The following is a 20,650-nucleotide window of genomic DNA, read 5'->3' as shown; positions in this document are numbered from 1 at the left end:
CCTTGCCGAGACCGCGAAGCGCCGTAAGGGTTACAGATTGTTTCTTCCAGGACTGACCGGAGCCCCCCATGCGACCCCTCGTCCTCGCCGCCCTTTTGGCGTCCGCCCTCGCCGCGCCGGCCCTGGCGCAAACCGCTCCGCCCGAGTCTGCGCCTCTGCCGCATCGTCAGGGCCTGTCGATGGAAATGCCGACCATGGGCGAGGACGCCGCCCTTCAGGCCGCCGTCGCCTCGACGACCCGTCCCGAGGCCGACCGCGCCCGCGACAGCCAGCGCCATCCGTTCGAAACCCTGACCTTCTGGGGGCTGCAGCCCGGTCTGACGGTGGTGGAGATAGAGCCGGGCCGCGCCGGCTGGTGGCGTAACATCCTGGAGCCCTATGCGGCGGCCACCGGCGGGCGCTACGTGCCGGTCAGCAAGCCGACGGAGAGCATGGGCGTGGCGGATGGTTCCGCCGACATGGTGGTAGTGGCGCGCGCCTTCCACAACTGGTCGCGCGACGGTCGCGCCGAGCCATACCTGGCGGCCTTCTTCAAGGCGTTGAAACCGGGCGGCGTCCTTGCGGTGGAGCAGCACCGCAGCGTCGACGGTCTGAACGTCGCCGATGTCGCCCCGACGGGCTATGTGCCCGAGAGCTACGTCATCCATGCGGCCCGCAGCGCCGGCTTCGAGCTGGAAGCCCGCAGCGAACTGAACGCCAACGCCAGGGACGACCGCGATCACCCGTTCGGCGTCTGGACCCTGCCGCCGACGCGGACCTCTGAGCGCAACGGCCGCACCCTGACCGCCGAGGAACGCGCCGGCTTTGACGCGATCGGCGAAAGCGATCGCATGACCCTGCGTTTCCGCAAGCCCGAGGCCGCGAACTGATGCCGTCTGCGGTTTTGACCACGGGGAAGAAGCGTTTTAAGCCCGAAGTCATGATGATCCTGACCCAGGGAGGCGCGCATGGCTGAGCGTTCGACGCGACGCGCGGTTCTGGCGGGCGCCTGCATGGCCGCCTTCGCGGGCCTGGCCGCCTGCGGCAAGAAGGAAGACAAGGCGACGCCTGAGGCGCCCGCCGCTCCGGCGGGGCCGCCGGAAGGCTCGCTGGAATGGGCGGTCGCCGGCCCCTGGCGGTCCGCTGCGGACAAGGCGCGCGACGCCTCGCGGCATCCGATCGAGACCCTGCGCTTCTTCGGTCTGCAACCGAAGATGACGGTCATCGATTTTTGGCCAGGCAGCGGCTGGTACATCGAAATCCTGGCCCCCTATCTGAACAAGGGCGGCGGCGCGCTCTATCTCGCCGGCTTCGCCGAAGGACCGGCGGCCGACCCCGCCCAGGTGGCGCTGAACGCCGCGCTCAAGGCGCGGCTGGAGGCGGACAAGAAGCTTTACGGCGAAGTCCAGTTCAGCGCCTTCGGCGCGGGCACTGGGCCGGTGGCGCCCGCCGGGACTGCCGATCTGGTTCTCTTCATGCGCTACATCCACGCCTGGATGGCGGCGGGCATCGCCGAGAAGGCCTTCGCCGACGCCTTCGCTGCTCTGCGTCCGGGCGGGGTCCTCGGTGTTGAGCAACACCGGCTTCAACCCGATGAGGATCAGGACCCGGCGGCGGCCAACGGCTATGTGCAGGAGGCCTTTGTCAAACAACTGGCCGCCGAGGCCGGCTTCGTCTTCGTCGAGGCGTCCGAGATCAACGCCAATCCCAAGGACAGCAAGGATCACCCGTTCGGGGCCGACACCCTCGCCCCCATTCGCCTGACCGCGCCCATGGGCCAGCCGGCCAATCCCGAGTTCGACCGCACCAAGTATGACGCGATCGGCGAAAGCGATCGCATGACCTTGAAGTTCAGGAAGCCCGAGTGACCCGCGCCAACGCCTTCGCCGCCCACGCGCCCCTGATGGGGGTTCCCGGCGCCGCCTCGCCCCCCGGCGGAGAGGGCGACTGGTATCGCGGCGCGGGCGGGCTTCGTCTGCGCGCCGCTCTTTGGACGCCGTCGGCCATGCAGGCCAGGACGCCGCGCGGCACGGTGGTCCTCAGTCCCGGCCGCACGGAGCCGATCGAGAAATACTTCGAGGTCATCGGCAACTTCCTGGCGCGCGGCTTCTGCGTCCTGGCCCACGACTGGCGCGGCCAGGGTCTGTCGGCGCGGCTTCTGCCCGACCGGCTGCGCGGCCACGCCCGGGCGGTGGAGGAGTTCCTGGACGATTACGCCCGCCTTCTGGACGCCTATGAGGCGCGCGCGCCCAAGCCCTGGATCATGGTGGGCCATTCCATGGGCGGGGCGCTGAACCTGCTGTCTCTGGAGGACGGTGAGGACCGCTTCGCCGGGGCGGTCCTTTCCAGCCCCATGCTGCGCATCAAGACCGGCAAGCGGTCGATGTGGTCGGTCAAGCTGGCGGTGCGGTGGAACCTGCGCCACGGCAAGGCAGGCGACTATGTGCTGGACGACCCAGACGATCCTTTCGATCACACCTTCGAGAAGGACGGCCTGACTTCGGACCAGGCGCGCTACGACCTGTGGCGTCAGCAGCTCTACGCCTGCCCGCATCTGGCCATCGGCGGCCCCACCTGGGGGTGGCTGGCCTTCGCCCTGGACGCCGGCGAGCGGGCGTTGAAGCCGCGGGCGCTCAAGTCGGTCAAAATTCCGGTCTGCGTGGTTCAGGCAACCGAGGACGACAAGGTCTGGAAGCAGACCAATCGCTGGGCGGCGCGCCGTCTGGGCCGGGGGCGTTATGTCGAGGTGCCGGGCGCCCTGCATGAGGTGATCATGGAGGCGGACCCGCTGCGCGGCGTCTTCCTCGATGAGTTCGACGCCTTGGCCGGCTATGTCGCCCCGGCCGAAGGCGAGGCGGCGACGCCGGCTCCGGCCACAGGATCTACCTAGGGCACCGCCTGGGCGTTCAGAACGGCCAGGGCCTGAGCGGTCAGGGCGGCGTCGCCTGCCGCAAGGATGCGGCCGTCGCCGTCCGGGGCCTGGCCGGTCCAGCTGGTGACCTGGCCGCCCGCCGCCTCGATGACCGGCTTCAGCGCCGACCAGTCCCAGACCTTCAGCTCGGTTTCGGCCACCAGGTCGATGCGCCCCGCCGCAAGCATGGCGTAGGCGTAGGCGTCGCAGCCCAGACGGGCCAGCCGGGCCGAGGCGCGCAAGCGCGCCCAGGCCTCGCGGTCGTCGCCGACGAAGATGTCGGGGTCCGTGGTGGCGATCAGGGCGTCGGACAGTGCCGGACAGGCACGGGTTTTCAACGGGGTCTCGTCGCCGTTTCGCAACAGGCGCGCGCCGGACGGCCCGCCCAGGAAGATCTCGTCGAGATAGGGCTGACCGATGGCGCCGATCACCGGCGCGCCTTCGTGGCGCAGGGCGATCAGGGTGGTCCACAAGGGCAGGCCGGCGATGAAGGCGCGGGTGCCGTCGATGGGGTCCAGCACCCAGACGTGCTCGGCGTCCGGACGGTCTTCGCCGTATTCCTCGCCGATGACGCCATGCTCGGGATAGCGGGCGGCGATCAGGCGACGGATGGCCGCCTCGGCGGCGCGGTCGGCCTCGGTGACGGGGTCGAAGGCGCCGGGGCCGGCCTTGTTCTCCTCGGCGTTGTCGCCGCGGAAATAGGGCAGGGCCGTGCGCGCGGCCTCATGCGACAGTTCGACGGCGAAGGCTTCCAGTGCGGTCATGCCGGGCTGATACACCGCCCGCCGCCCAGGGGCGAGGGGGCTTGTCAGGATGACCTCAGGCGGCTTCGTCGCGCGTAAAGGGTTCGACGCCGGTCGTAGCGGGAGGGCGTTCGCTCGCCTCGCCGAGGCCGTCGTAGAAGTAGCTGACCGGGGTCGACAGGGCTTCGGCCAGTTCCCACAGGCGGGCGGCCGAGATGCGGTTGGCGCCGCACTCGTACTTCTGGACCTGCTGGAAACGGACGCCGACCTGAACGGCCAACTGCTGCTGGGTCATGCCCAGAAGGCGACGGCGGCGACGCAGGCGGCGGCCCAGATGAAGATCGATATCGGCGGCCATGACGGCCCCTCCTTCTGACAATCTGTGCTGTACCGGATCGGCACGGCTCAGGCCCGTCGTCGCAAGGCGCGTGCCGAGTTCGCCTGGGACGCGAACGGCGAAGCTTTCGACAGGAGAGGCAACCTGAGCGGGCGAGACGCATTAACGGTCAAGGCGTCACGCCTTGTCATGGGAGGGACTGAATGAGCGGATTTGGATTCATCGCCTGGATCATCATCGGCATCGTGGCCGGATGGCTGGCGGAAAAGATCATGAAGCGCAGCCACGGTCTGCTGACCAACCTGATCGTCGGGGTCATCGGCGCGTTGATCGGCGGCTTTCTGGCCAACAACCTGTTGGGTATCGACGCCTCGGGCAACTGGATCGTCGGCATCATCGTCGCCACCCTGGGCGCGGTGGTCTTGCTGTTCCTGCTCGGTCTGGTGAAAAAGCGAGCCTGACGGCTGGTCAGGCCGACATGAAGAGGGGCGGCCCGACGGGCCGCCCCTTTGCATTTCGCCCGGTGATCAGGCGGTCGGTTCGTCAGCCGCCGGCGGCTCGACGGGTTCGGTCGGGGGCGTGTCGGGCGTATCGACCGGGGGCGTGGCCGCGGCCGGGGCTTCGCCGGCGATCGGGCTTGCGGCCTGGAAGTCCGACAGGCTGGCGTTGACGACGATGGCGTCGCCATCCTGACGGATGCCGGCCACCGGCACGGGGCGGACAGAGCCGTCAGCGCCTCGTACGGTCAGTTCCTGGCCCGAGGGGCCGTTCTGGGCGCCGACCAGCTTGCCGAGCTCCGATCCGTCGGCGCTTTTGACCACAGTTCCGGGCGTCAGGGTCAGGCTTTGGGGTTGAGCCGCGGCCGCCTCAGCGGTAGCCGGTTCGGGCGTCTGCGGCGTCGTGGCGTCCTGGGCGAGCACAGGGGCGGCGATGAGGAAGGCGCCGGCGATGCCGGTCAGCAGGGCGGTTTTGCGGATCATGAGGTCACTCCGGTTGGGCGAGTCTGGCGCTCGCGAAAAGGTGAACTCGCTGCGTTTCGGATTGTTTCAGACGCCTAGAAATGACCTTTTCAGCGCCGCAAACGGCCGATTCCTGCTTTATGAGGGGCGCAACGCCCCGCGAGGATGAATGACGACGACGAAACGGCCAGGCGGACTCGGGCGGATCCTTCAGCGGCTGGGGGGGCTGGCCTATGAACTGACGCCGCAGGTCTTCGCCGTGGCCTCGTTCGGTCTGGGCGCGGTCATGCTGCTGTCGGCGGCCACGCCGGCCTTTAGCGGGCGACTGCAGGCGCTGGACCGGATTTCGGCTCCCATCCTGATCGACCTGTCGCATTTCGCGGCCAGCGTGACCGGCTTCTTGCTGTTGCTGGTGTCGGCGGGCCTGTGGCGTCGCCGCCGAGGGGCCTACTACGCCGCCTTGTTCGGACTGATGCTGGGGGCGGTCTTCTCCTTGATGAAGGGGCTGGACTGGGAAGAGGCGGCGGAACTGACTTTGGCGGCCGCCCTGCTGCTGCCGTGCCGGGCCGCGTTCAACCGACGCTCGCGTCTGGGCGAGCCGCTTCGGCCGGGCTGGCTGCTGATGCTGGCCGCCGCCGTCGCCGCCATGCTGTGGTTGGGCTTCTTCGCCTATCGCGACACGGCCTATACCGACGAGTTGTGGTGGACCTTCCTGACCGACAAGCAGGCCTCGGGATTCCTGCGCGCAGGGGCCGTTCTGGCGGTGCTGACCCTGGCGGTGGCGGTGCGCTCGCTGCTGACGGCCCCGGGCGCCAGGAGCCATGGCCCGGCGGGGCCCGCCGAGATCGCGCGCGCTCGACTCGCGCTGGATCAGGCCGATACAGCGGCGCCCGAAGCCAGCCTGGCCCTTCTGGGCGACAAGGCGCTGTTGTTCAGCCCGTCGGGGCGCAGCTTCATCGCCTACCGCGTGCGAGGACGGCGCTGGATCGCCATGGGCGAGGCGGCGGGCCTGAAGGCCGAACGGCTGGAGCTTCTGTGGGCCTTCGCCGAGATGGCCGACAGCTACGGCGGGGCGCCGGTCTTCTATTCGGTGGGCGAGGGCATGCTGGCGGACCTGGCGACCCTGGGGCTGGCGGTCCGGAAGGTGGGCGAGGCGGCGGTGATCGACGCCGCGCATTTCTCGACCGAGGGCAAGGGCAAGCAGAACCTGCGCACCGCCGTGAACCGGGCCGAGCGTGAGGGGGCGACGTTCGAGGTCCTGGCGCCCGGCGCCGTCCGGCCGCTGGAGGCCGAACTGCGAGCGGTGTCAGACGCCTGGCTGAATCACCACAACGGGTCGGAAAAGGCCTTCTCCCTGGGGCGGTTCGATATCGACTATCTGGATCGCTCGCCGGTCGCCGTCGCGCGCGAGGGGGGACGCATCGTCGCCTTCGCCAACCTGCTGGTCGGGGCGCGCGGCGAAGAGGCGATGATCGACCTGATGCGGCATGATCCGGAGGGGCCGCACGGGATCATGGACTATCTCTTCACCCGCACCGCGCAGTGGGCGCGCGCCGAGGGGTTTGAGCGCCTGGACCTGGGCATGGCGCCCTTGTCGGGGCTGGAGGACCGGCGTCTGGCCCCCGTCTTCGCCCGGGTCGGCGCCCTGGTGTTCGAGGAGGGCGGGGCGGTCTACGGCTTCCAGGGCCTGCGCGCCTACAAGGGCAAGTTCGGCCCGGCGTGGCGGCCCAAGTTCATCGCCGCCTCGACCTCCACGCCTCTGGCCCTGGCCCTGCTGGACGTGGCCCTGCTGACCAGCGGCGGCTGGCTGGGTCTGCTGGGCTTGAAGAAGTAGCTCAAAGGCCTCGAGCAGCCCGAGGAGCGATAGGCGCCACAAACAAAAAAGGGGCGGACCGTATGGTCCGCCCCTTTGTCTTACTCAGGCTTGACGCGCTTCTTGCGGAACGAAGGGTTCAGCACCTGCTTCCGCAGGCGGATCGACTTGGGCGTGACCTCGACCAGTTCGTCTTCCTCGATATAGGCGATGGCCTGCTCCAGCGACATCTGGCGCGGCGGGGTCAGGCGAACCGACTCGTCCTTGCCGGCGGCGCGGACGTTGGTCAGCTGCTTGCCCTTGATCGGGTTGACGTCCAGGTCGTCCCAGCGGCTGTTCTCGCCGATGATCATGCCCTGATAGGTTTTCTCGCCGGCGCCGACGAACATGACGCCGCGGTCTTCCAGGTTCCACAGGGCGAAGGCGGCGGTTTCACCGTCCGAGTTCGAGATCAGCACGCCCTTCAGGCGACCCTCGATGGCGCCCTTGTGCGGCTCGTAGTGCGAGAAGACGCGGTTCAGCACGCCCGAACCGCGCGTGTCGGTCAGGAATTCGCCCTGATAGCCGATCAGCGAGCGCGACGGGCACTTCAGCTGGATGCGGGTCTTGCCGGCGCCCGAGGGGCCCATGTCGGTCATTTCAGCCTTACGCGCCGACAGCTTCTCGATGACGATGCCCGAGAACTCGTCGTCGACGTCGACCATGACGTCTTCGATCGGTTCCATCTTCTCGCCGTTCGGGCCGGTCTGGAAGACCACGCGGGGACGCGAGATCGAGACCTCGAAGCCTTCGCGGCGCATGTTCTCGATCAGAACGCCCAGCTGCAGTTCGCCGCGGCCGGCGACCTCATAGGCGTCGCCGCCTTCGGTCGTGGTGACGCGGATGGCGACGTTGGCCTCGGCTTCCTTCAGCAGGCGGTCGCGGATGACGCGCGACTGGACCTTGTCGCCTTCGCGGCCGGCCAGGGGGCTGTCGTTGACCGAGACGGTCATCGAGATGGTCGGCGGGTCGATCGGTTGGGCCGGCAGGGCGTCCACGACTTCCATGGCGCACAGGGTGTCGGCCACGGTGGCCTTGGACATGCCGGCGATGGCGACGATATCGCCCGCTTCCGAACCCTCGTCCAGGGGCTGACGCTTCAGGCCGCGGAAGGCCAGAACCTTGGTGATGCGGCCGCGCTCGATTTCCTTGCCGTCGCGGTCCAGGGCGTGGATGGCCATGCCGGGGACGGCCTTGCCGCTCTGGATGCGGCCGGTCAGCAGACGGCCCAGGAAGGGGTCGCTTTCGATCAGGACGTTCAGCATCTGGAACGGCTTGTCGCGGTTTTCCTGAACCTTGGGCGCCGGCACGTGGTCGACGATCAGGTCGAACAGCGGGGCCAGGTTGTCGTTGGGCTGGTTCAGATCCAGCGTGGCCCAGCCCGAGCGGCCCGAGGCGTAGATGTGCGGGAAGTCCAGCTGCTCGTCCGTCGCGCCGATGGCGGCGAACAGGTCGAAGGTTTCGTTGTGGACGCGGTCCGGATCGGCGTGGGCGCGGTCGACCTTGTTGATGCAGAGGATGGGGCGCAGGCCCATCTTCAGCGCCTTGGTCAGGACGAACTTGGTCTGGGGCATGACGCCCTCTTCGGCGTCGACCAGGATGACGCAGCCGTCCACCATGCCCAGGATACGCTCGACCTCGCCGCCGAAGTCGGCGTGGCCGGGGGTGTCGATGATGTTGATGCGGGTTTCACCGGCCTTGCCGTTCCACAGGACCGAGGTGCACTTGGCCAGGATGGTGATGCCGCGCTCTTTTTCCTGGTCGCCGGAGTCCATGGCGCGCTCGGTGGTCGCCTCGTTGGCTCGGAAGACGCCGGACTGAGCCAGCAGCTGGTCAACCATGGTAGTCTTGCCGTGGTCAACGTGGGCGATGATAGCGACGTTACGAAGGTTCATTTCGGGCTCGGGCGGACTGTGTTCGGCCACGGAAGTCCGGGCCGCTGCAAGATGCGGAAAGCGGGAAGGAAGCGGCGCCTCTTACAGCCCTATCGTCTGAAAGACCAGCGGGGCGGTTCGATTGTGCGTCAGCCGGGCAAAATGAGCACGATCGTGACCAGTGCAAGGCCGCCGATCAGCAGGGCCGACAGGGCGGCCACGGCGGCCACGCGCGGCCCGGCCCGGACCACGGCGCGCGGATCGACCATCAGGCCCAGCGCCGCCATGGCGATCAGGGTCATCGACGTCACGCCGGCCTGAAGCGGCGGCAGGACGACCCCCGGGATCAGGCCCGCCGAGCGCAGACCCATCAGAGCCAGGAAGACGAGGATGAACCAGGGCGCCATGTGCTGCAGCCTGGGCCGCTTGGCGCCTTCTGCCTTGCCGGAGCGCAGCAGGCCCAGGACCAGGCAGATCGGTCCCAGCATCAGGACGCGGACCAGCTTGACGATCGCGCCGGTCTGAACCGCCAGCATGCCGGCGGGGGCGGCGGCGGCCAGGACCTGGGGCACGGCATAGACGGTCAGACCGGCCAGAACCCCGACCCTGGTCGCGTCAAAGCCCATCAGCGCCCCGACGACGGGGACCAGCAGGACCACCAGAATGCCCAGAACCGCGGTGAAGCCGATGGCGGCGGCCACGTCCTCGCCCTCAGCCTCGATGACCGGGGCCACGGCGGCGATGGCCGAGTTGCCGCAGATGGCGTTGCCGCAGGCGACCAGCAGCGCTATGGCGGGCGGCAGGCCGAAGGCGCGGCCCAGGGCATAGCCGCCGATAATGGCCAGAACGACCACGCCGACGATGGCCAGTAGCAGGACAGGGCCGAGCGCCATGACGGCGGCGCCGGACACTGTCGCGCCCAGCAGGGCGACGGCGACCTCCAGAAGGGTCTTGGCGCTGAACTGCACGCCGGGCGTCCAGACGTTCGACGGGGTCCAGAACAGCCGGATCCCCGCGCCCATCAGGATGGCGATGACCAGCCCCTCGACCCAGGGATGGCCGAACAGCGAGGTCTCGATCAGTTGCAGGCCATAGGCGACCGCGCCGACGCCCGCGCTCAGCAGGACGCCGGGCAGCAGGCGGGCCAGGCCGCGCAGGGGAGCGGCCTGATGAGAGGGGGCGTGGGCGGAATGGTGGGCGGTCGTCATGACGCCGCATCATCTGCTCCGTCATCTGATCGATCCAACGTATTGTTCTGGATTTAATGATCGATAAGGGCGATTGATTGCTCATGACGCTGGAACAACTCCGCATCTTTGTCGCCGTGGCCGAGCGCCTGCACATGACGCGGGCGGCCGAGGCGCTGCACCTGACCCAGTCGGCGGTCAGCGCGGCGGTGGCGGCGCTCGAGGCCCGGTACGGGGTCCGGCTGTTCGACCGGGTCGGGCGGGGTCTGGCTCTGAACGCGACCGGCGCGGCCTTCCTGCCGGAGGCGCGGGCGGTGCTGGCTCAGGCTGAGGCGGCGGAGCGGGTGCTGGACGATCTGGCCGGGCTGAAGCGCGGCGCGGTGCGGCTGTTCGCCAGCCAGACCATCGCCGCCTACTGGCTGCCGCCGCGGATGGCGGCGTTTGCGCGGGCCCACCCCGAGATTCAGCTGCACCTGTCGATCGGCAACACGCACCGGGTGGTCGAGGCGGTGCTGGCGGGCGAGGCGGAACTGGGCCTGATCGAGGGGGCCTTCGAGGCGTCTCGGGTCGAGAAAGTGCGGATCGACGCCGACCGGCTGGTCGTGGTGGCGGCGCCGGGGCATCCGCTGGCGGGGCGGGTCGAGCCTCTGTCGGCGGCGGAGCTGAAGGCGCTGGATTGGGTTCTGCGCGAGGAGGGGTCGGGCACCCGCAGCGAGTTCGAGGCGGCCTTGCCGAGCGGCGTCGCGGCGGGGCTGCGGGCGGTTCTGACCCTGCCGTCCAACGAGGCCATCCTGTCGGCGGTGGCGGCGGGGGGGCTGGTCACGGCGATTTCGGAACTGGCCGCCCAGCCCCTGATCGAGGCGGGGCGGCTGGTTCGTCTGCCGCTCGATCTGCCCGAGCGGCCGTTTCATCTGCTGCGCCACCGCGAACGGCGGCCCAGCCGGGCGGCGGAAGCTTTCGCCTCCGCGCTTTAGTCAGTTCAGACCTTGGCCGAGCGGCTGCGGATCCAGGCGTAGAGGGCGCCGGTGAGGACCGCGAAGGCGATCAGACCGGCCCACATGGCGGGCCACATCGTATCCTTGGGCAGAAGGGCGAACGGCGCTTCGTTGCGGGTGCTGACGATGACGGCGGCGGTGAAGACGCCGAACAGGCTCTCGCCGACGATCAGGCCCGAAGCCAGCAGGACGCCCATACGGCGGCCGACCTCGGCGAAGCGGGTCGTGGCGATCCACTTCTCATAGGCCCAGCCGCAGACGGCGCCGACAACCAGCATGGTGGTGACGGCGGCCGGCAGATAGACGCCGATGCCGGCGGCCAGCGGCGGCAGCTTGACCTTGTCCTTGGTGGCGCGGCGCAGGACGACGTCGAGGATGATGACGCCGACGCCGACCAGGGCGCCGACGCCGATCAGGTCCCAGCGAAGCTCGCCGCTGATGACGCCCTTGGCCAGGGCCGAGATCAGGGTGGCCTGCGGCGCGGCCAGGGTCTGCGAGCCCTCGACGATGGCGGGCGGGCCGCCTTCGAAGCCGAAGGCCTGGTTCATCATGTCCAGGACGAAGGGGATGACCAGGGCGCCGGCGACGACGCCGACCAGCAGGGCCGTCTGCTGACGCCAGGGGGTGGCCTCGACCAGCTGGCCGGTCTTGAGGTCCTGCAGGTTGTCGTTGGAGATGACGGCCACGGCGAAGACCACGGCGGTGACGATCAGGGCGAAGGCGATGATCGAGGGATCGGCGGGCACCCCGGACACGGCCATGACGCCCAGCATCAGCAGCGAAGCGATGATGATGGCCAGGATGCCGACGCCGGAAACCGGGCTGTTCGACGAACCGATCAGGCCGGCCATGTAGCCGCAGATGGCGGCCACGGCGAAGCCGATGACCACGACATAGATCAGGCCGCCGACGACCAGCAGCGGGGTCGAGCCGGCCAGGGCGGTGCCCTGGGCGAAGACGGCCAGCAGGACGGCGATGCCGACCAGGGCGGCGACCGACAACAGGCCGACGATCTTGATCGGGATGTCCTGCTCGGTGCGGTCCAGAACCTCGCCGTGGGCGCGCTTGGTCTGGGCGGCGATGGCCGAGGTCAGGCCGGCGACCAGGGGGGCGGCCAGCTTGGCCAGGGTCCACAGGGCGGCCACGCCGATGACGCCGGCGCCGATGAAGCGGACTTCCTTGGCCCAGACGGTCATGGCCAGTTCCTCGGCCGGGGCGCCGGCGGGCAGGCTGGCGGCGATCGAGGGGATGCCGTGGGCGGCGGCCCAGGCGACGAACTCGGGCGAGGTCAGGATGGGGACGAAGATCAGCCAGGCCAGGACCAGGCCGAACAGCTGGGTCAGGCCGACGGCCAGACCGATCAGGTGACCGGCGCCCAGCAGGGCGAACTGCATGGAGAAGCCGACGCCCGTGGCGCCGCCGCCCAGAGCCGCGGGCAGGCGCGCGAAGGCGGTGGTTTCGGCGGCGAAGACTCGGGCCGAGGCCAGGAAGGCGAAGAAGGCCGAGGCGATGGCGCTGCCGATCACCACGAACAGGCCCGAGCGGTTCTCGCGCACGGCCTCGGCGGATTCATCGGCGCCGGGCGAGCCGACCTTGAGCACCTCGGCGGCGGCGACGCCCTCGGGGTAGGGCAGGCCGCCCTGAACCACCAGCGTCCGGCGCAGCGGGATGGAGAAGGTCACGCCCAGGACGCCGCCGAGCACGCAGATGGCCACCGACTCCCAGAAGGGGAAGTTCATCCACCAGCCGATCATGACCAGACCCGGCAGGACGAAGATGATGGAACTCATGGCGCCGCCGACCGAGGCGACGGTCTGAACCGTCATGTTCTCCCAGATGGTCGAACCCTTGAAGGCGCGCAGCAGGGCCATCGAAATGACCGCCGCCGGAATGGCCGAGGCGAAGGTCAGGCCGACCTTCAGTCCCAGATAGGTGTTGGCCGCCGTGAAGACCGCCGCCAGCAAGCAGCCCAGGATCAGGGCGCGGATGGTCAGTTCGATGCGTTTGCCGGTTCCGGCGGGTTTGTCTGTCATGCGCGGTTCTTTCCGTTGTCGCGCCGGAGGTAAGCCCGAAAGCGCGGCCGTGACAACGGGTCGCGGGGCTTGGGGTCGGCCTCTTCTCTTGTGCGGCGTCAGGCTCTACCTCTTTCTCCATGCCTGAATTACCCGAAGTCGAAACCGTGCGACGTGGTCTGGAACCGGTGCTGGAGGGGGCGCGGCTGACGATGGCGCGTCAGAACCGGCCGGATCTGCGTTTTCCCTTTCCCGAGCGGTTCGTCGAGCGGCTGGACGGGGCGACGGTGCTGCGGCTGGACCGCCGGGCCAAGTATCTGCTGTTCCCATTGTCGACCGGCGAGACCTGGGTGACGCATCTGGGCATGACCGGGCGGTTCACCCTGGAGGGCGCGGCGCCGGGCGTGTTCGAGACGGATGCGCCGATCGCGGGCAAGCACGAGCACATGAGCCTGACGGCGGAGCGCGGCGGGGTGCTGACGCGGCTGGGCTACGCCGACGCGCGGCGGTTCGGCTTCATGGGGCTGATCCCGACCGAGGCGGTCGAGGGTCATGCCTGGTTCGTGGACCTGGGGCCGGAGCCGATGGGCAACGGCTTTTCCGCGGCGCATCTGGCCGAGGCCTTCGCGGGCAAGGCGCAGAACATCAAGGTCTCTTTGCTGGACCAGCGGATCGTGGCGGGGCTGGGCAATATCTATGTCTGCGAGGCCCTCTATCGCGCCCGCATCTCGCCGCTGACGGCGGCGGGCAAGGTCAGCCGGCCTCGGCTGGAGCGGCTGGCGACCGAGGTGCGCAATGTCCTGGCCGACGCCATCGCGGCGGGCGGCTCGACGCTGAAGGACTTCGCCAATGTCGAGGGCGGGCAGGGCTATTTCCAGCATCGCTTCGACGTCTATGGCCGCGAGGGCGCGCCGTGCCGGACGGAAGGCTGTTCCGGCGTGGTGGCGCGCGTGGTTCAGGCCGGGCGCTCGACCTTCTTCTGTCCGGTCTGCCAGAAGCGGTGATGTGTCGGAAAAATTCGACGTGATGTAAAAAATAATAGACATCGTGTCTACGTCATGCGACATCGCCTCATCGCTTGGGATCAAGGAGGAGGCGGCAATGTCGTTCAGGGAAAAACTGTCGTGGGGCGTGCTGCTGACCACGTCGGCGGTGTGGAGCTTCTATTTTGTGCGGCTGGGGCTGAGGGCGGCCGACGGCCTGCTGACTCAGGATCTGGTGCTGTGGACCATGGGGGTCTGCATCGGGTTCAGCGTCGCGGCCCATGTCGGCTTTTCCATTCTGGCGGCGGTCAGCACGTCGAAGGCGGAGCGGTCGGTGGTCGATGAGCGCGAGCAGGGCGTGGCCTTGAAGGCCAGTCAGGCGGCCTTTCTGACGATGAGCGCCGTGCTCGGCGGTCTGGCGGCCTTCGCCTATGTCTATGCGCGGAAGCATCCCGACCTGTTGGGGGCGGAGCCCCTTGCGGCGGCCATGCTGCTGGCGGCCAATGGCGTGATCTTCGCCCTGGCCCTGTCGGAGGTGGTGCGCCACGCGACCCTGATCACCCTGCTGCGTCGGGTCGGCTGAGGCCGCGACGGATAAGGAGCGCGACATGAGCTTTCGCGAAAAGCATCTGTGGGTCGCCATCATCGCCGGTCTGGCGGTCTGGGGCGCCTATGGCTGGAAGTTTTTTGAACGGGTGCTGGCCGGTGGGCTGAAGCAGGCCGACTTCGCCGCCGACATGGGCGGGCTGTTCATTCTGGGCCTGGTCGCGGTGGTGGTGCTGGAGGCCGGGCTGACGGCGCTGGCTCGCCTGACCACGTCCAGGGCCGAGCGCCGGGCGCGCGACGAACGCGAGGGTCTGGCGACGCTGCAGGCCAGCCATGTTTCGCTGATGCTGCTGATCGGTTTGCTGGTGACGGTCTCGGCCGTCGCCTACGGCGTCGGCTTCTGGGGCAGCGTGAAGCCTGAGGGGCTGGCGCGGTGGATGATCCCCGGCAACGGTCTGGTGCTGGTCGCCAATGCGGTGCTGGGCTGCATCATGCTGTCGGAACTGGCGCGCTGGGCCCTGTCCCTGGCCCTGCTGAAGCGGGGGCGGTGATGGGCAAGACGCCGCCGCCTATAAGGAACCGCATCCGCGAACTGCGCTTTCATGCCAGCGAGATGACCCAGGCCGATCTGGCCGCGCGCATCGGCATGACCCGCCAGACCATTGTGGCCATGGAGCAGGGAAAATACTCGCCCAGCCTGGAGGCCGCCTTCCGCATCGCCCAGGTCTTCGGCGTCGAGATCGGCGAGGTGTTCCAGTGGGAGGGCTGAGGCGCTAGACCTCCTGCCGAAGATATAGAGGAGCGCCTGATGGCCGACGCCTATTCCACCCTGCTGATCGAACGCCACGCGGACGGCTATGCGGTCGTCACCCTGAACCGGCCCGAGGCGCTGAACGCGCTGAACACCACCCTGACCGGCGAACTGGGCGACTTCCTGGAGAGCGTGGCCGACGACGACAGCGTGCGTTGCGTGGTCCTGACCGGCTCGGTGAAGGCCTTTGCGGCCGGCGCCGATATCAAGGAGATGGCGGATCAGGCCTATGCCGACATGTATCGCGGCAACTTCTTCGCCCGCGCTCATGACCGGGTGGCGAACTTCAGGAAGCCGATCATCGCGGCGGTCTCGGGCTATGCGCTCGGCGGCGGCTGCGAACTGGCCATGCTGTGCGACTTCATCATCGCCTCGGACACCGCCAGGTTCGGCCAGCCCGAGATCAATCTGGGCGTGGCGCCGGGCATCGGCGGCTCGCAACGCCTGACCCGCGCCGTGGGCAAGGCCAAGGCGATGGACATGTGCCTGACCGGGCGGATGATGGACGCCGCCGAGGCTGAACGCGCCGGACTGGTTTCGCGGGTGGTGGCGTCCGAAGTCCTGCTGGACGAGGCGCGGGCCGCCGCGGCCAAGATCGCCGGGCAGTCGATCCTGGCGGTCATGGCCAACAAGGAGCTGGTCAACGCCGCCTTCGAGACGACCCTGGCGCAAGGGGTGGTGTTCGAGCGCCGCCTGTTCCACTCCCTGTTCGCTTTCGAGGACCAGAAGGAGGGGATGGCGGCCTTCGTCGAGAAGCGCAAACCCGCCTTCACCGGCCGTTGAGCCCAGCCTCAAACCCAGGCCCTGATTCAATTCCGGCCGTGTCGCGTTGACCGGCTGGAGCCTTTCCGCTATAGCCGCCCGCTCTTGAGATTTCCTCGCCGTGGACGTGGGTTCGCGGCGTTTTCGTTCGAAGGTTTTTACCCGATGGCCAACAATGCAGGCGCCCGCAAGGCGATCCGCAAGATCGAAGCGCGGACCGAAGTGAACAAGGCCCGCCGTACGCGCGTTCGCACCTACCTCCGCAAGTTCCAGGAAGCTCTGGCCGGCGGCGACGTCGAAGCCGCCAAGGGCGCCTTCATCACGGCCCAGTCGGAACTGATGCGCGCCGTGTCGAAGGGCGTGGTTCACAAGAACACCGGCTCGCGCAAGGTTTCGCGCCTGGCCGCCCAGCTGAAGAAGCTGTCGGCCGCCTGATTTAGGTGGCGTCGGGACGGGGTTTCACTCCTTTGTCAAACGACGTCATTTGATGGGTTCGGACCACCCGTAACAGGGTTGTCGCAAGAAAATCTAACGATTTCAACGGCGAGGAAGCGCAAGCTCCCTCGCCGTCTTGCTGTGCGGCGCTAAGTGCCCGATGGAATCCGGCAGAATCCGACGTTCGGAAATGGGGCGAAATCGCCATTTTCCTAAGCGTGGCCGAGGTTTGCCGGAGTCAAACAATTTAAGTGCGAATCTCGACTCGAATCAGCGTTGATCTCCGCTCCGCTGTGCGTAAGTTCGAGGGGTAACGCACTTCCATCCAATCTGGATGAAGGCGAGGGAAATCAAAGGTTTCCCTCGGCGGGAGATGTCTGTCTGTGAGTACGACCCCACTCGCGAAGCCTGGCTTCGCGGGACAGGAGAAGTCGTCCCGGATTTGGCCGCTTCGAAGGGCGTTCGTTCGGTGGACTAACTTAACTCTGGCGGGTGTCTGAGAATGATCGGGGGCGCACTAATGACGGGCATGACGGATCCTGACCGTATCTGGACCGAGGCGGCGGGTCGCCTGAAGGCCGAGATCGGCGATGGGCCCTTCAGCAGCTACATCGCGCCCTCGGCCGTGAGGCTGGACGCTTCGGGCAATCTGATCCTGGTGACGCCGACCGCCTATGCGCGGGACTGGGTGCGCAAGAACGCCCTGCGTCGCATGAACGAGCTGTGGCTGGGCCTGGACGGCCTGTCGCGCCGTCTGGACGTGCGCTGCCGCGCCGAGGTGGGTTCGCCCGCCCCCGCGACCGCCTTCCCGGCCGGCGAGGCCCCGCGCCTGGCTTCGGTCGGCGGCGTGGTCGCCCCTTCGGTCGCGGCTTCGGCCATGGCCGCCTCCGCCTTCGCGCCCTCGACCGACGGCGCTCGCGCCGTGCGCGCCGCCGGCCTGCAGGAACGCCTGACGTTCGACAGCTTCGTCGAGGGCCAGGGCAACGCCTTCGCCCTGGCCATCGCCAAGCAGGTCGCCAGCTGGGCCGACGGCCATTTCAACCCGGTCTTCTTCTGCGGCCCCTATGGCTACGGCAAGACCCACCTGCTGAACGCCATCGCCTGGGAGGCGCAGCGCCTGCGCCCGGACGCCAAGGTGGTCTATCTAACCGCCGAGCGCTTCCTCTCGACCTTCGTGCGCGCCATGCAGGACCGTTCGACCGCGGCCTTCAAGGAGAGCCTGCGCTCGGCCGACATGCTGCTGCTGGACGACGTCCAGTTCGTCGGCGGCAAGACCTCGACGCAAGAGGAACTGCTCAACACCCTGACCTCGCTGATCGAGGACGGCAAACGCATCGTCCTGTCGGCCGACCGCGCCCCGACCGCCCTGACCGACGTCGAGCCGCGTCTGCGCAGCCACCTGGCCGCCGGCCTGACCTGCCCGGTCGAGGCCGCCGATCGCAGCCTGAAGGTCGCTGTGGCCCAGTCGCGTCTCGGCGCCCTGGCCAAGCTGGGCGTCGTCTCGGGCGAGGCCCGCGCCGAGGTGCTGGAGCATCTGGTGGACCGCACCCCCGGCTCGATGCGCGAGCTGGAAGGCGCGGTGAACACCCTGGCCGCCGTCGCCGGCGCCCGCCTGTCGGCCCTGACCGTCGACGAGGCCCAGAGCCTGCTGGGCGTGGCCCTGCGCGGCGGGCCCGAGCGCCGCATCACGGTGGACGAAATCCAGAAGACGGTCGCCGACCACTTCAACCTGAAGCAGGCCGATCTGCTGAGCGAGCGCCGCACCCGCGCCATCGCCCGCCCGCGCCAGATCGCCATGTATCTGTGCAAGCAGCACACGACCCGCTCCTATCCCGACATCGGCCGTCGCTTCGGCGGACGCGATCACACGACCGTCCTGCATGGCGTGCGCAAGATCGAGGAGCTGATGCCCAAGGAAGAGCAGATCGCCCGCGACGTGGAAGCCCTGACGCGCAAGCTGCGCGGATAAAAGGGAAGTGCCTCGCAAGCTGCGCGGCTAAGGTTTTCGTCCACGGAGCGCCTGTGGATAGCGGGGGCAGACGTCGCAGGATGTCAGGCCCCCGTTGCCCCTTTCGCTCAATGCGCTAGTGTTCCAGCCCATCCTTACGGCGACGCTGCAAACGGCGTCGCGGCCCGGGCGAGACCACATGCAGCTGACCATCGAACGTTCCGCGCTCCTGAAAGCCCTCGGGCACGTTCAGAGCGTGGTCGAGCGCCGCAACACCATTCCGATCCTGTCGAACGTGCTGCTGAGCGCCGGGCGCGACCGCCTGTCCTTCGCCGCCACCGACCTCGACATGGAGATGGTCGACGAGGCCGAGGCCCAGGTGAACGTCGAGGGGCAGATCACGGCCCCGGCCCACACCCTGTATGAAATCGTCAAGAAGCTGCCGGACGGCGCGGAGGTCTCCCTGACCTACTCGGGCGACGATCCGCGTCTGGTGATTTCGGCCGGACGTTCGCGCTTCAACCTGCCGGTCCTGCCGGCGGGCGACTTCCCGGTCATGTCCACGGAAACCTCGGGCGCGCGCTACAGCCTGCCCAAGGAAGATCTGGCGCGTCTGATCGACAAGACCCGTTTCGCCGTCTCGACCGAAGAGACGCGCTATTATCTGAACGGCCTCTATCTGCACACGGTGTCGGACGGCGGCATTCCGCTGCTGCGCGCCGTGGCCACCGACGGCCATCGCCTGGCCCTGGCCGAGACCCCGGCGCCGGAAGGCGCGGCGGGCGGCCCCGGCGTCATCGTGCCGCGCAAGACGGTCGATCAGGTCCGTCGCCTGCTGGACGACGGCGCCGGTTCGGTCGAGATCCAGGTCTCGGCCCAGAAGATCCGCTTCGAGTTCGGCCACGCCAGCCTGACCTCCAAGGTCATCGACGGCGCCTTCCCCGACTATCTGCGCGTGATCCCCAAGGGCAACGACAAGCAGGCCGACATCGACAACGCCCTGTTCGCCAAGGCCGTCGACCGCGTGGCCACCATCTCGGCCGAAAAGAGCCGCTCGGTGAAGCTGGCCTTCGACAACGACCGGGTGAAGCTGACCGTCCGCAACATGGAAGCCGGTCAGGCCGAGGAAGAGGTCGAGATCGGCTATTCCGAAGAGCCCTTCGAAATCGGCTTCAACGCCCGCTATCTGCTGGACGTCGCCGGCCAGATCACCGGCGAGACCGCCCACTTCAAGTTCGCCGACCCGGCGTCGCCGACGCTGGTGCTCGATCCGGCCGACGTGGGCGTGCAGTACGTGTTGATGCCGCTGCGGGTGTGATCGACGGCGTCGCCTCTGCCGAGGGTTTTGTCTGGCGTACCAGTCCGTTCGAGTACGGGTTGGTTGTCCTGATCGCCGCTGTTCTGATCTGCGCGCTTTTTGCGTTGGCCCCGTTCGCGCCCGCGTCTTTCGCTTGCGCCTTCGTCGGGCCCCTGCTGATCGCGGGGTATGGCGTGATCGGCCTGATGCGGCCGAGGCAGGTATCGCTTGAGGCAGGCTGCATGGTCATTCGACCTGTGCTCGGCAAGGCGAGGCGCATTGAGCGTGACCGCATCATCGAAGTCGGAGAAGTCGCGAGCCCGCCGCTGGGGTCTCTGATCGTGCGGATGCGGGACGAGAAGGGGCGTGCGAGGGGTTTAACCGTCCAGAACCGTCTGTTTGAGGCTGGTCTCGGCGTGCGCGAACACGGTCGTGAGGTCGGGATGCGGTCGTCGGCTCAATTGGCGCTGTTGAAAAGCTGGGTTGGCGACGATGCCGACCGATCCTGAACCGCGCCTGGTCTTTCAGGGGGCGGCATGGAAGTCGGGGCTCAGGACGCTGGGATCGCTCGCGGTCGTTGCGATCTTCGTCTTCATGTTGATCTACGGCCAGGAGACGCGACGCTACTCGAAGGAGATGGGCGATATCATCTCGATCGGATGCATTGCGATGTTCGGGTGGAACGCCGGCTTTTCTTTTCTGAGGTTATGCTTTCCTCCGGAGCTTATCCTGACGCATGAGGGGTTCAGCGTCCGTGGCCTGAGAAAGGCTCAACTGGTCCCTTGGGGTGACGTTCAGGGCTTCGACTTGGTCAAGCAGCGGGGCGGGACGACCGTGGCCGGCTATGTTTTGAAGCCGGGCGTGAAGTCCGGCGCCCGTGATCGCAGCCTGACACGGTTCCTGATGCCGGGATTTGATGGAGCAATCGCTGTATTCCCTGAAGAATCGCCGGGGTATGTGGTCAAGGTTCTGAATGACTGGCGTCGGCGCTATGCGCCGCCGTCCTGACCCTGGCGCCT

General features: G+C 68.1%; 21 protein-coding genes and 1 pseudogene. 16 read left to right on the top strand and 6 right to left on the bottom strand.

Annotated features, from left to right (window positions below; all coding sequences use genetic code 11):
* Positions 1 to 68: 68 nt before the first annotated feature.
* The 3 genes from ACFYLW_RS11225 to ACFYLW_RS11215 all read left to right on the top strand — a co-directional run bounded on the left by ACFYLW_RS11225 (position 69) and on the right by ACFYLW_RS11215 (position 2,869).
* Positions 69 to 869: a methyltransferase domain-containing protein gene (locus tag ACFYLW_RS11225; protein WP_312064707.1), complete on the top strand. Its 801-nt coding sequence runs from the start codon at positions 69 to 71 to the stop codon at positions 867 to 869.
* Between the two features lie 78 nt (positions 870 to 947).
* Entirely contained in the window at positions 948 to 1,847 is a 900-nt protein-coding gene (locus ACFYLW_RS11220) for a methyltransferase (protein WP_313471875.1), read from the top strand.
* Positions 1,844 to 2,869, top strand: coding sequence for an alpha/beta hydrolase (locus ACFYLW_RS11215; protein ID WP_312065159.1), 1,026 nt, complete (start codon positions 1,844 to 1,846; stop codon positions 2,867 to 2,869). Before ACFYLW_RS11220 ends, ACFYLW_RS11215 begins: the two co-directional genes overlap by 4 nt.
* Here ACFYLW_RS11215 and hisN read toward each other — a convergent pair.
* Together hisN and ACFYLW_RS11205 are read right to left on the bottom strand one after the other, a co-directional pair.
* Positions 2,866 to 3,654, bottom strand: coding sequence for a histidinol-phosphatase (hisN, locus tag ACFYLW_RS11210; protein WP_312065160.1), 789 nt, complete (start codon positions 3,652 to 3,654; stop codon positions 2,866 to 2,868). The genes ACFYLW_RS11215 and hisN overlap by 4 nt on opposite strands.
* 64 nt (positions 3,655 to 3,718) lie before the next feature.
* Positions 3,719 to 3,991, bottom strand: a pseudogene (locus tag ACFYLW_RS11205) (helix-turn-helix domain-containing protein); the annotation flags it as partial.
* A 182-nt stretch (positions 3,992 to 4,173) separates the two neighbouring features.
* Between ACFYLW_RS11205 and ACFYLW_RS11200 the strand changes: the two are divergent.
* Positions 4,174 to 4,431, top strand: coding sequence for a GlsB/YeaQ/YmgE family stress response membrane protein (locus tag ACFYLW_RS11200; RefSeq protein WP_292085068.1), 258 nt, complete (start codon positions 4,174 to 4,176; stop codon positions 4,429 to 4,431).
* A gap of 66 nt (positions 4,432 to 4,497) precedes the next feature.
* Here the strand turns inward: ACFYLW_RS11200 and ACFYLW_RS11195 are convergent, their stop codons facing one another.
* Positions 4,498 to 4,950 (bottom strand): superoxide dismutase, encoded by a 453-nt coding sequence (locus ACFYLW_RS11195; protein WP_292085070.1) that lies wholly within the window; start codon positions 4,948 to 4,950, stop codon positions 4,498 to 4,500.
* 148 nt (positions 4,951 to 5,098) lie between these two features.
* Between ACFYLW_RS11195 and ACFYLW_RS11190 the strand changes: the two genes are divergently transcribed.
* Complete coding sequence (locus ACFYLW_RS11190; RefSeq protein ID WP_292085071.1) at positions 5,099 to 6,763, top strand: phosphatidylglycerol lysyltransferase domain-containing protein; 1,665 nt, start codon at positions 5,099 to 5,101, stop codon at positions 6,761 to 6,763.
* A gap of 80 nt (positions 6,764 to 6,843) precedes the next feature.
* Here ACFYLW_RS11190 and typA read toward each other — a convergent pair whose 3' ends face one another.
* On the bottom strand, positions 6,844 to 8,676 hold the full coding sequence (gene typA, locus ACFYLW_RS11185) for a translational GTPase TypA (RefSeq protein WP_292085072.1): 1,833 nt from the start codon (positions 8,674 to 8,676) through the stop codon (positions 6,844 to 6,846).
* A 128-nt stretch (positions 8,677 to 8,804) separates the two neighbouring features.
* A complete protein-coding gene (locus ACFYLW_RS11180; RefSeq protein ID WP_390182998.1) occupies positions 8,805 to 9,863 on the bottom strand; it encodes a YeiH family protein in 1,059 nt (352 codons plus the stop codon).
* An 83-nt stretch (positions 9,864 to 9,946) separates the two neighbouring features.
* Between ACFYLW_RS11180 and ACFYLW_RS11175 the strand changes: the two genes are divergently transcribed.
* Positions 9,947 to 10,816 (top strand): LysR family transcriptional regulator, encoded by an 870-nt coding sequence (locus ACFYLW_RS11175; protein ID WP_312065162.1) that lies wholly within the window; start codon positions 9,947 to 9,949, stop codon positions 10,814 to 10,816.
* 5 nt (positions 10,817 to 10,821) lie between these two features.
* Here the strand turns inward: ACFYLW_RS11175 and ACFYLW_RS11170 are convergent, their stop codons facing one another.
* Positions 10,822 to 12,870, bottom strand: coding sequence for an OPT family oligopeptide transporter (locus tag ACFYLW_RS11170; protein WP_313471877.1), 2,049 nt, complete (start codon positions 12,868 to 12,870; stop codon positions 10,822 to 10,824).
* 119 nt (positions 12,871 to 12,989) lie between these two features.
* On the opposite strand from ACFYLW_RS11170, the gene mutM reads away from it, so the two are divergent.
* The 10 genes from mutM (at position 12,990) to ACFYLW_RS11120 (ending at position 20,639) form a co-directional block, all read left to right on the top strand.
* Positions 12,990 to 13,853: a bifunctional DNA-formamidopyrimidine glycosylase/DNA-(apurinic or apyrimidinic site) lyase gene (gene mutM, locus ACFYLW_RS11165; RefSeq protein WP_312065164.1), complete on the top strand. Its 864-nt coding sequence runs from the start codon at positions 12,990 to 12,992 to the stop codon at positions 13,851 to 13,853.
* Between the two features lie 97 nt (positions 13,854 to 13,950).
* On the top strand, positions 13,951 to 14,415 hold the full coding sequence (locus ACFYLW_RS11160) for a hypothetical protein (RefSeq protein WP_292085080.1): 465 nt from the start codon (positions 13,951 to 13,953) through the stop codon (positions 14,413 to 14,415).
* A 25-nt stretch (positions 14,416 to 14,440) separates the two neighbouring features.
* Positions 14,441 to 14,929, top strand: a complete 489-nt coding sequence (locus ACFYLW_RS11155; protein WP_312065165.1) for a hypothetical protein — start codon at positions 14,441 to 14,443, stop codon at positions 14,927 to 14,929.
* Positions 14,929 to 15,147, top strand: coding sequence for a helix-turn-helix transcriptional regulator (locus ACFYLW_RS11150; RefSeq protein ID WP_312065166.1), 219 nt, complete (start codon positions 14,929 to 14,931; stop codon positions 15,145 to 15,147). Before ACFYLW_RS11155 ends, ACFYLW_RS11150 begins: the two co-directional genes overlap by 1 nt.
* 39 nt (positions 15,148 to 15,186) lie before the next feature.
* A complete protein-coding gene (locus tag ACFYLW_RS11145; RefSeq protein WP_312065167.1) occupies positions 15,187 to 15,972 on the top strand; it encodes an enoyl-CoA hydratase in 786 nt (261 codons plus the stop codon).
* A gap of 144 nt (positions 15,973 to 16,116) precedes the next feature.
* On the top strand, positions 16,117 to 16,386 hold the full coding sequence (rpsT, locus tag ACFYLW_RS11140) for a 30S ribosomal protein S20 (RefSeq protein WP_292085084.1): 270 nt from the start codon (positions 16,117 to 16,119) through the stop codon (positions 16,384 to 16,386).
* Positions 16,387 to 16,888: 502 nt separating this feature from the next.
* Positions 16,889 to 18,355 carry a chromosomal replication initiator protein DnaA gene (gene dnaA, locus ACFYLW_RS11135; RefSeq protein ID WP_390182997.1) on the top strand — a complete coding sequence of 489 codons (1,467 nt, stop codon included), beginning with the start codon at positions 16,889 to 16,891 and terminating at the stop codon, positions 18,353 to 18,355.
* Positions 18,356 to 18,533: 178 nt separating this feature from the next.
* The gene (gene dnaN / locus ACFYLW_RS11130) at positions 18,534 to 19,652 is read left to right on the top strand and encodes a DNA polymerase III subunit beta (RefSeq protein ID WP_292085086.1); all 1,119 of its coding nucleotides are present in this window, start codon (positions 18,534 to 18,536) and stop codon (positions 19,650 to 19,652) included.
* Entirely contained in the window at positions 19,649 to 20,140 is a 492-nt protein-coding gene (locus ACFYLW_RS11125; RefSeq protein WP_312065169.1) for a hypothetical protein, read from the top strand. The genes dnaN and ACFYLW_RS11125 overlap by 4 nt, the downstream gene beginning before the upstream one ends.
* The gene (locus ACFYLW_RS11120; protein WP_312065170.1) at positions 20,124 to 20,639 is read left to right on the top strand and encodes a hypothetical protein; all 516 of its coding nucleotides are present in this window, start codon (positions 20,124 to 20,126) and stop codon (positions 20,637 to 20,639) included. Before ACFYLW_RS11125 ends, ACFYLW_RS11120 begins: the two co-directional genes overlap by 17 nt.
* Positions 20,640 to 20,650 lie beyond the last annotated feature (11 nt).

This window comes from Brevundimonas sp. NPDC007368 (assembly GCF_042869015.1).
Taxonomy (GTDB): Bacteria; Pseudomonadota; Alphaproteobacteria; order Caulobacterales; family Caulobacteraceae; genus Brevundimonas.
Note: the sequence above shows the minus strand (reverse complement) of the source record. Positions and strands in the feature narration are given on the sequence as shown.

Excerpts from the sequence above, each read along its gene's own strand:
- ACFYLW_RS11220 (WP_313471875.1), top strand. The coding sequence starts at position 948 with ATGGCTGAGCGTTCGACGCGACGCGCGGTTCTGGCGGGCGCCTGCATG.
- dnaN (WP_292085086.1), top strand. The coding sequence starts at position 18,534 with ATGCAGCTGACCATCGAACGTTCCGCGCTCCTGAAAGCCCTCGGGCAC.
- ACFYLW_RS11175 (WP_312065162.1), top strand. The coding sequence starts at position 9,947 with ATGACGCTGGAACAACTCCGCATCTTTGTCGCCGTGGCCGAGCGCCTG.
- rpsT (WP_292085084.1), top strand. The coding sequence starts at position 16,117 with ATGGCCAACAATGCAGGCGCCCGCAAGGCGATCCGCAAGATCGAAGCG.
- ACFYLW_RS11190 (WP_292085071.1), top strand. The coding sequence starts at position 5,099 with ATGACGACGACGAAACGGCCAGGCGGACTCGGGCGGATCCTTCAGCGG.
- ACFYLW_RS11200 (WP_292085068.1), top strand. The coding sequence starts at position 4,174 with ATGAGCGGATTTGGATTCATCGCCTGGATCATCATCGGCATCGTGGCC.
- ACFYLW_RS11180 (WP_390182998.1), bottom strand. The coding sequence starts at position 9,863 with ATGACGACCGCCCACCATTCCGCCCACGCCCCCTCTCATCAGGCCGCT.
- ACFYLW_RS11150 (WP_312065166.1), top strand. The coding sequence starts at position 14,929 with ATGGGCAAGACGCCGCCGCCTATAAGGAACCGCATCCGCGAACTGCGC.
- hisN (WP_312065160.1), bottom strand. The coding sequence starts at position 3,654 with ATGACCGCACTGGAAGCCTTCGCCGTCGAACTGTCGCATGAGGCCGCG.
- mutM (WP_312065164.1), top strand. The coding sequence starts at position 12,990 with ATGCCTGAATTACCCGAAGTCGAAACCGTGCGACGTGGTCTGGAACCG.
- dnaA (WP_390182997.1), top strand. The coding sequence starts at position 16,889 with ATGATCGGGGGCGCACTAATGACGGGCATGACGGATCCTGACCGTATC.
- ACFYLW_RS11155 (WP_312065165.1), top strand. The coding sequence starts at position 14,441 with ATGAGCTTTCGCGAAAAGCATCTGTGGGTCGCCATCATCGCCGGTCTG.
- ACFYLW_RS11160 (WP_292085080.1), top strand. The coding sequence starts at position 13,951 with ATGTCGTTCAGGGAAAAACTGTCGTGGGGCGTGCTGCTGACCACGTCG.
- ACFYLW_RS11170 (WP_313471877.1), bottom strand. The coding sequence starts at position 12,870 with ATGACAGACAAACCCGCCGGAACCGGCAAACGCATCGAACTGACCATC.
- ACFYLW_RS11120 (WP_312065170.1), top strand. The coding sequence starts at position 20,124 with ATGCCGACCGATCCTGAACCGCGCCTGGTCTTTCAGGGGGCGGCATGG.
- typA (WP_292085072.1), bottom strand. The coding sequence starts at position 8,676 with ATGAACCTTCGTAACGTCGCTATCATCGCCCACGTTGACCACGGCAAG.
- ACFYLW_RS11195 (WP_292085070.1), bottom strand. The coding sequence starts at position 4,950 with ATGATCCGCAAAACCGCCCTGCTGACCGGCATCGCCGGCGCCTTCCTC.
- ACFYLW_RS11145 (WP_312065167.1), top strand. The coding sequence starts at position 15,187 with ATGGCCGACGCCTATTCCACCCTGCTGATCGAACGCCACGCGGACGGC.
- ACFYLW_RS11225 (WP_312064707.1), top strand. The coding sequence starts at position 69 with ATGCGACCCCTCGTCCTCGCCGCCCTTTTGGCGTCCGCCCTCGCCGCG.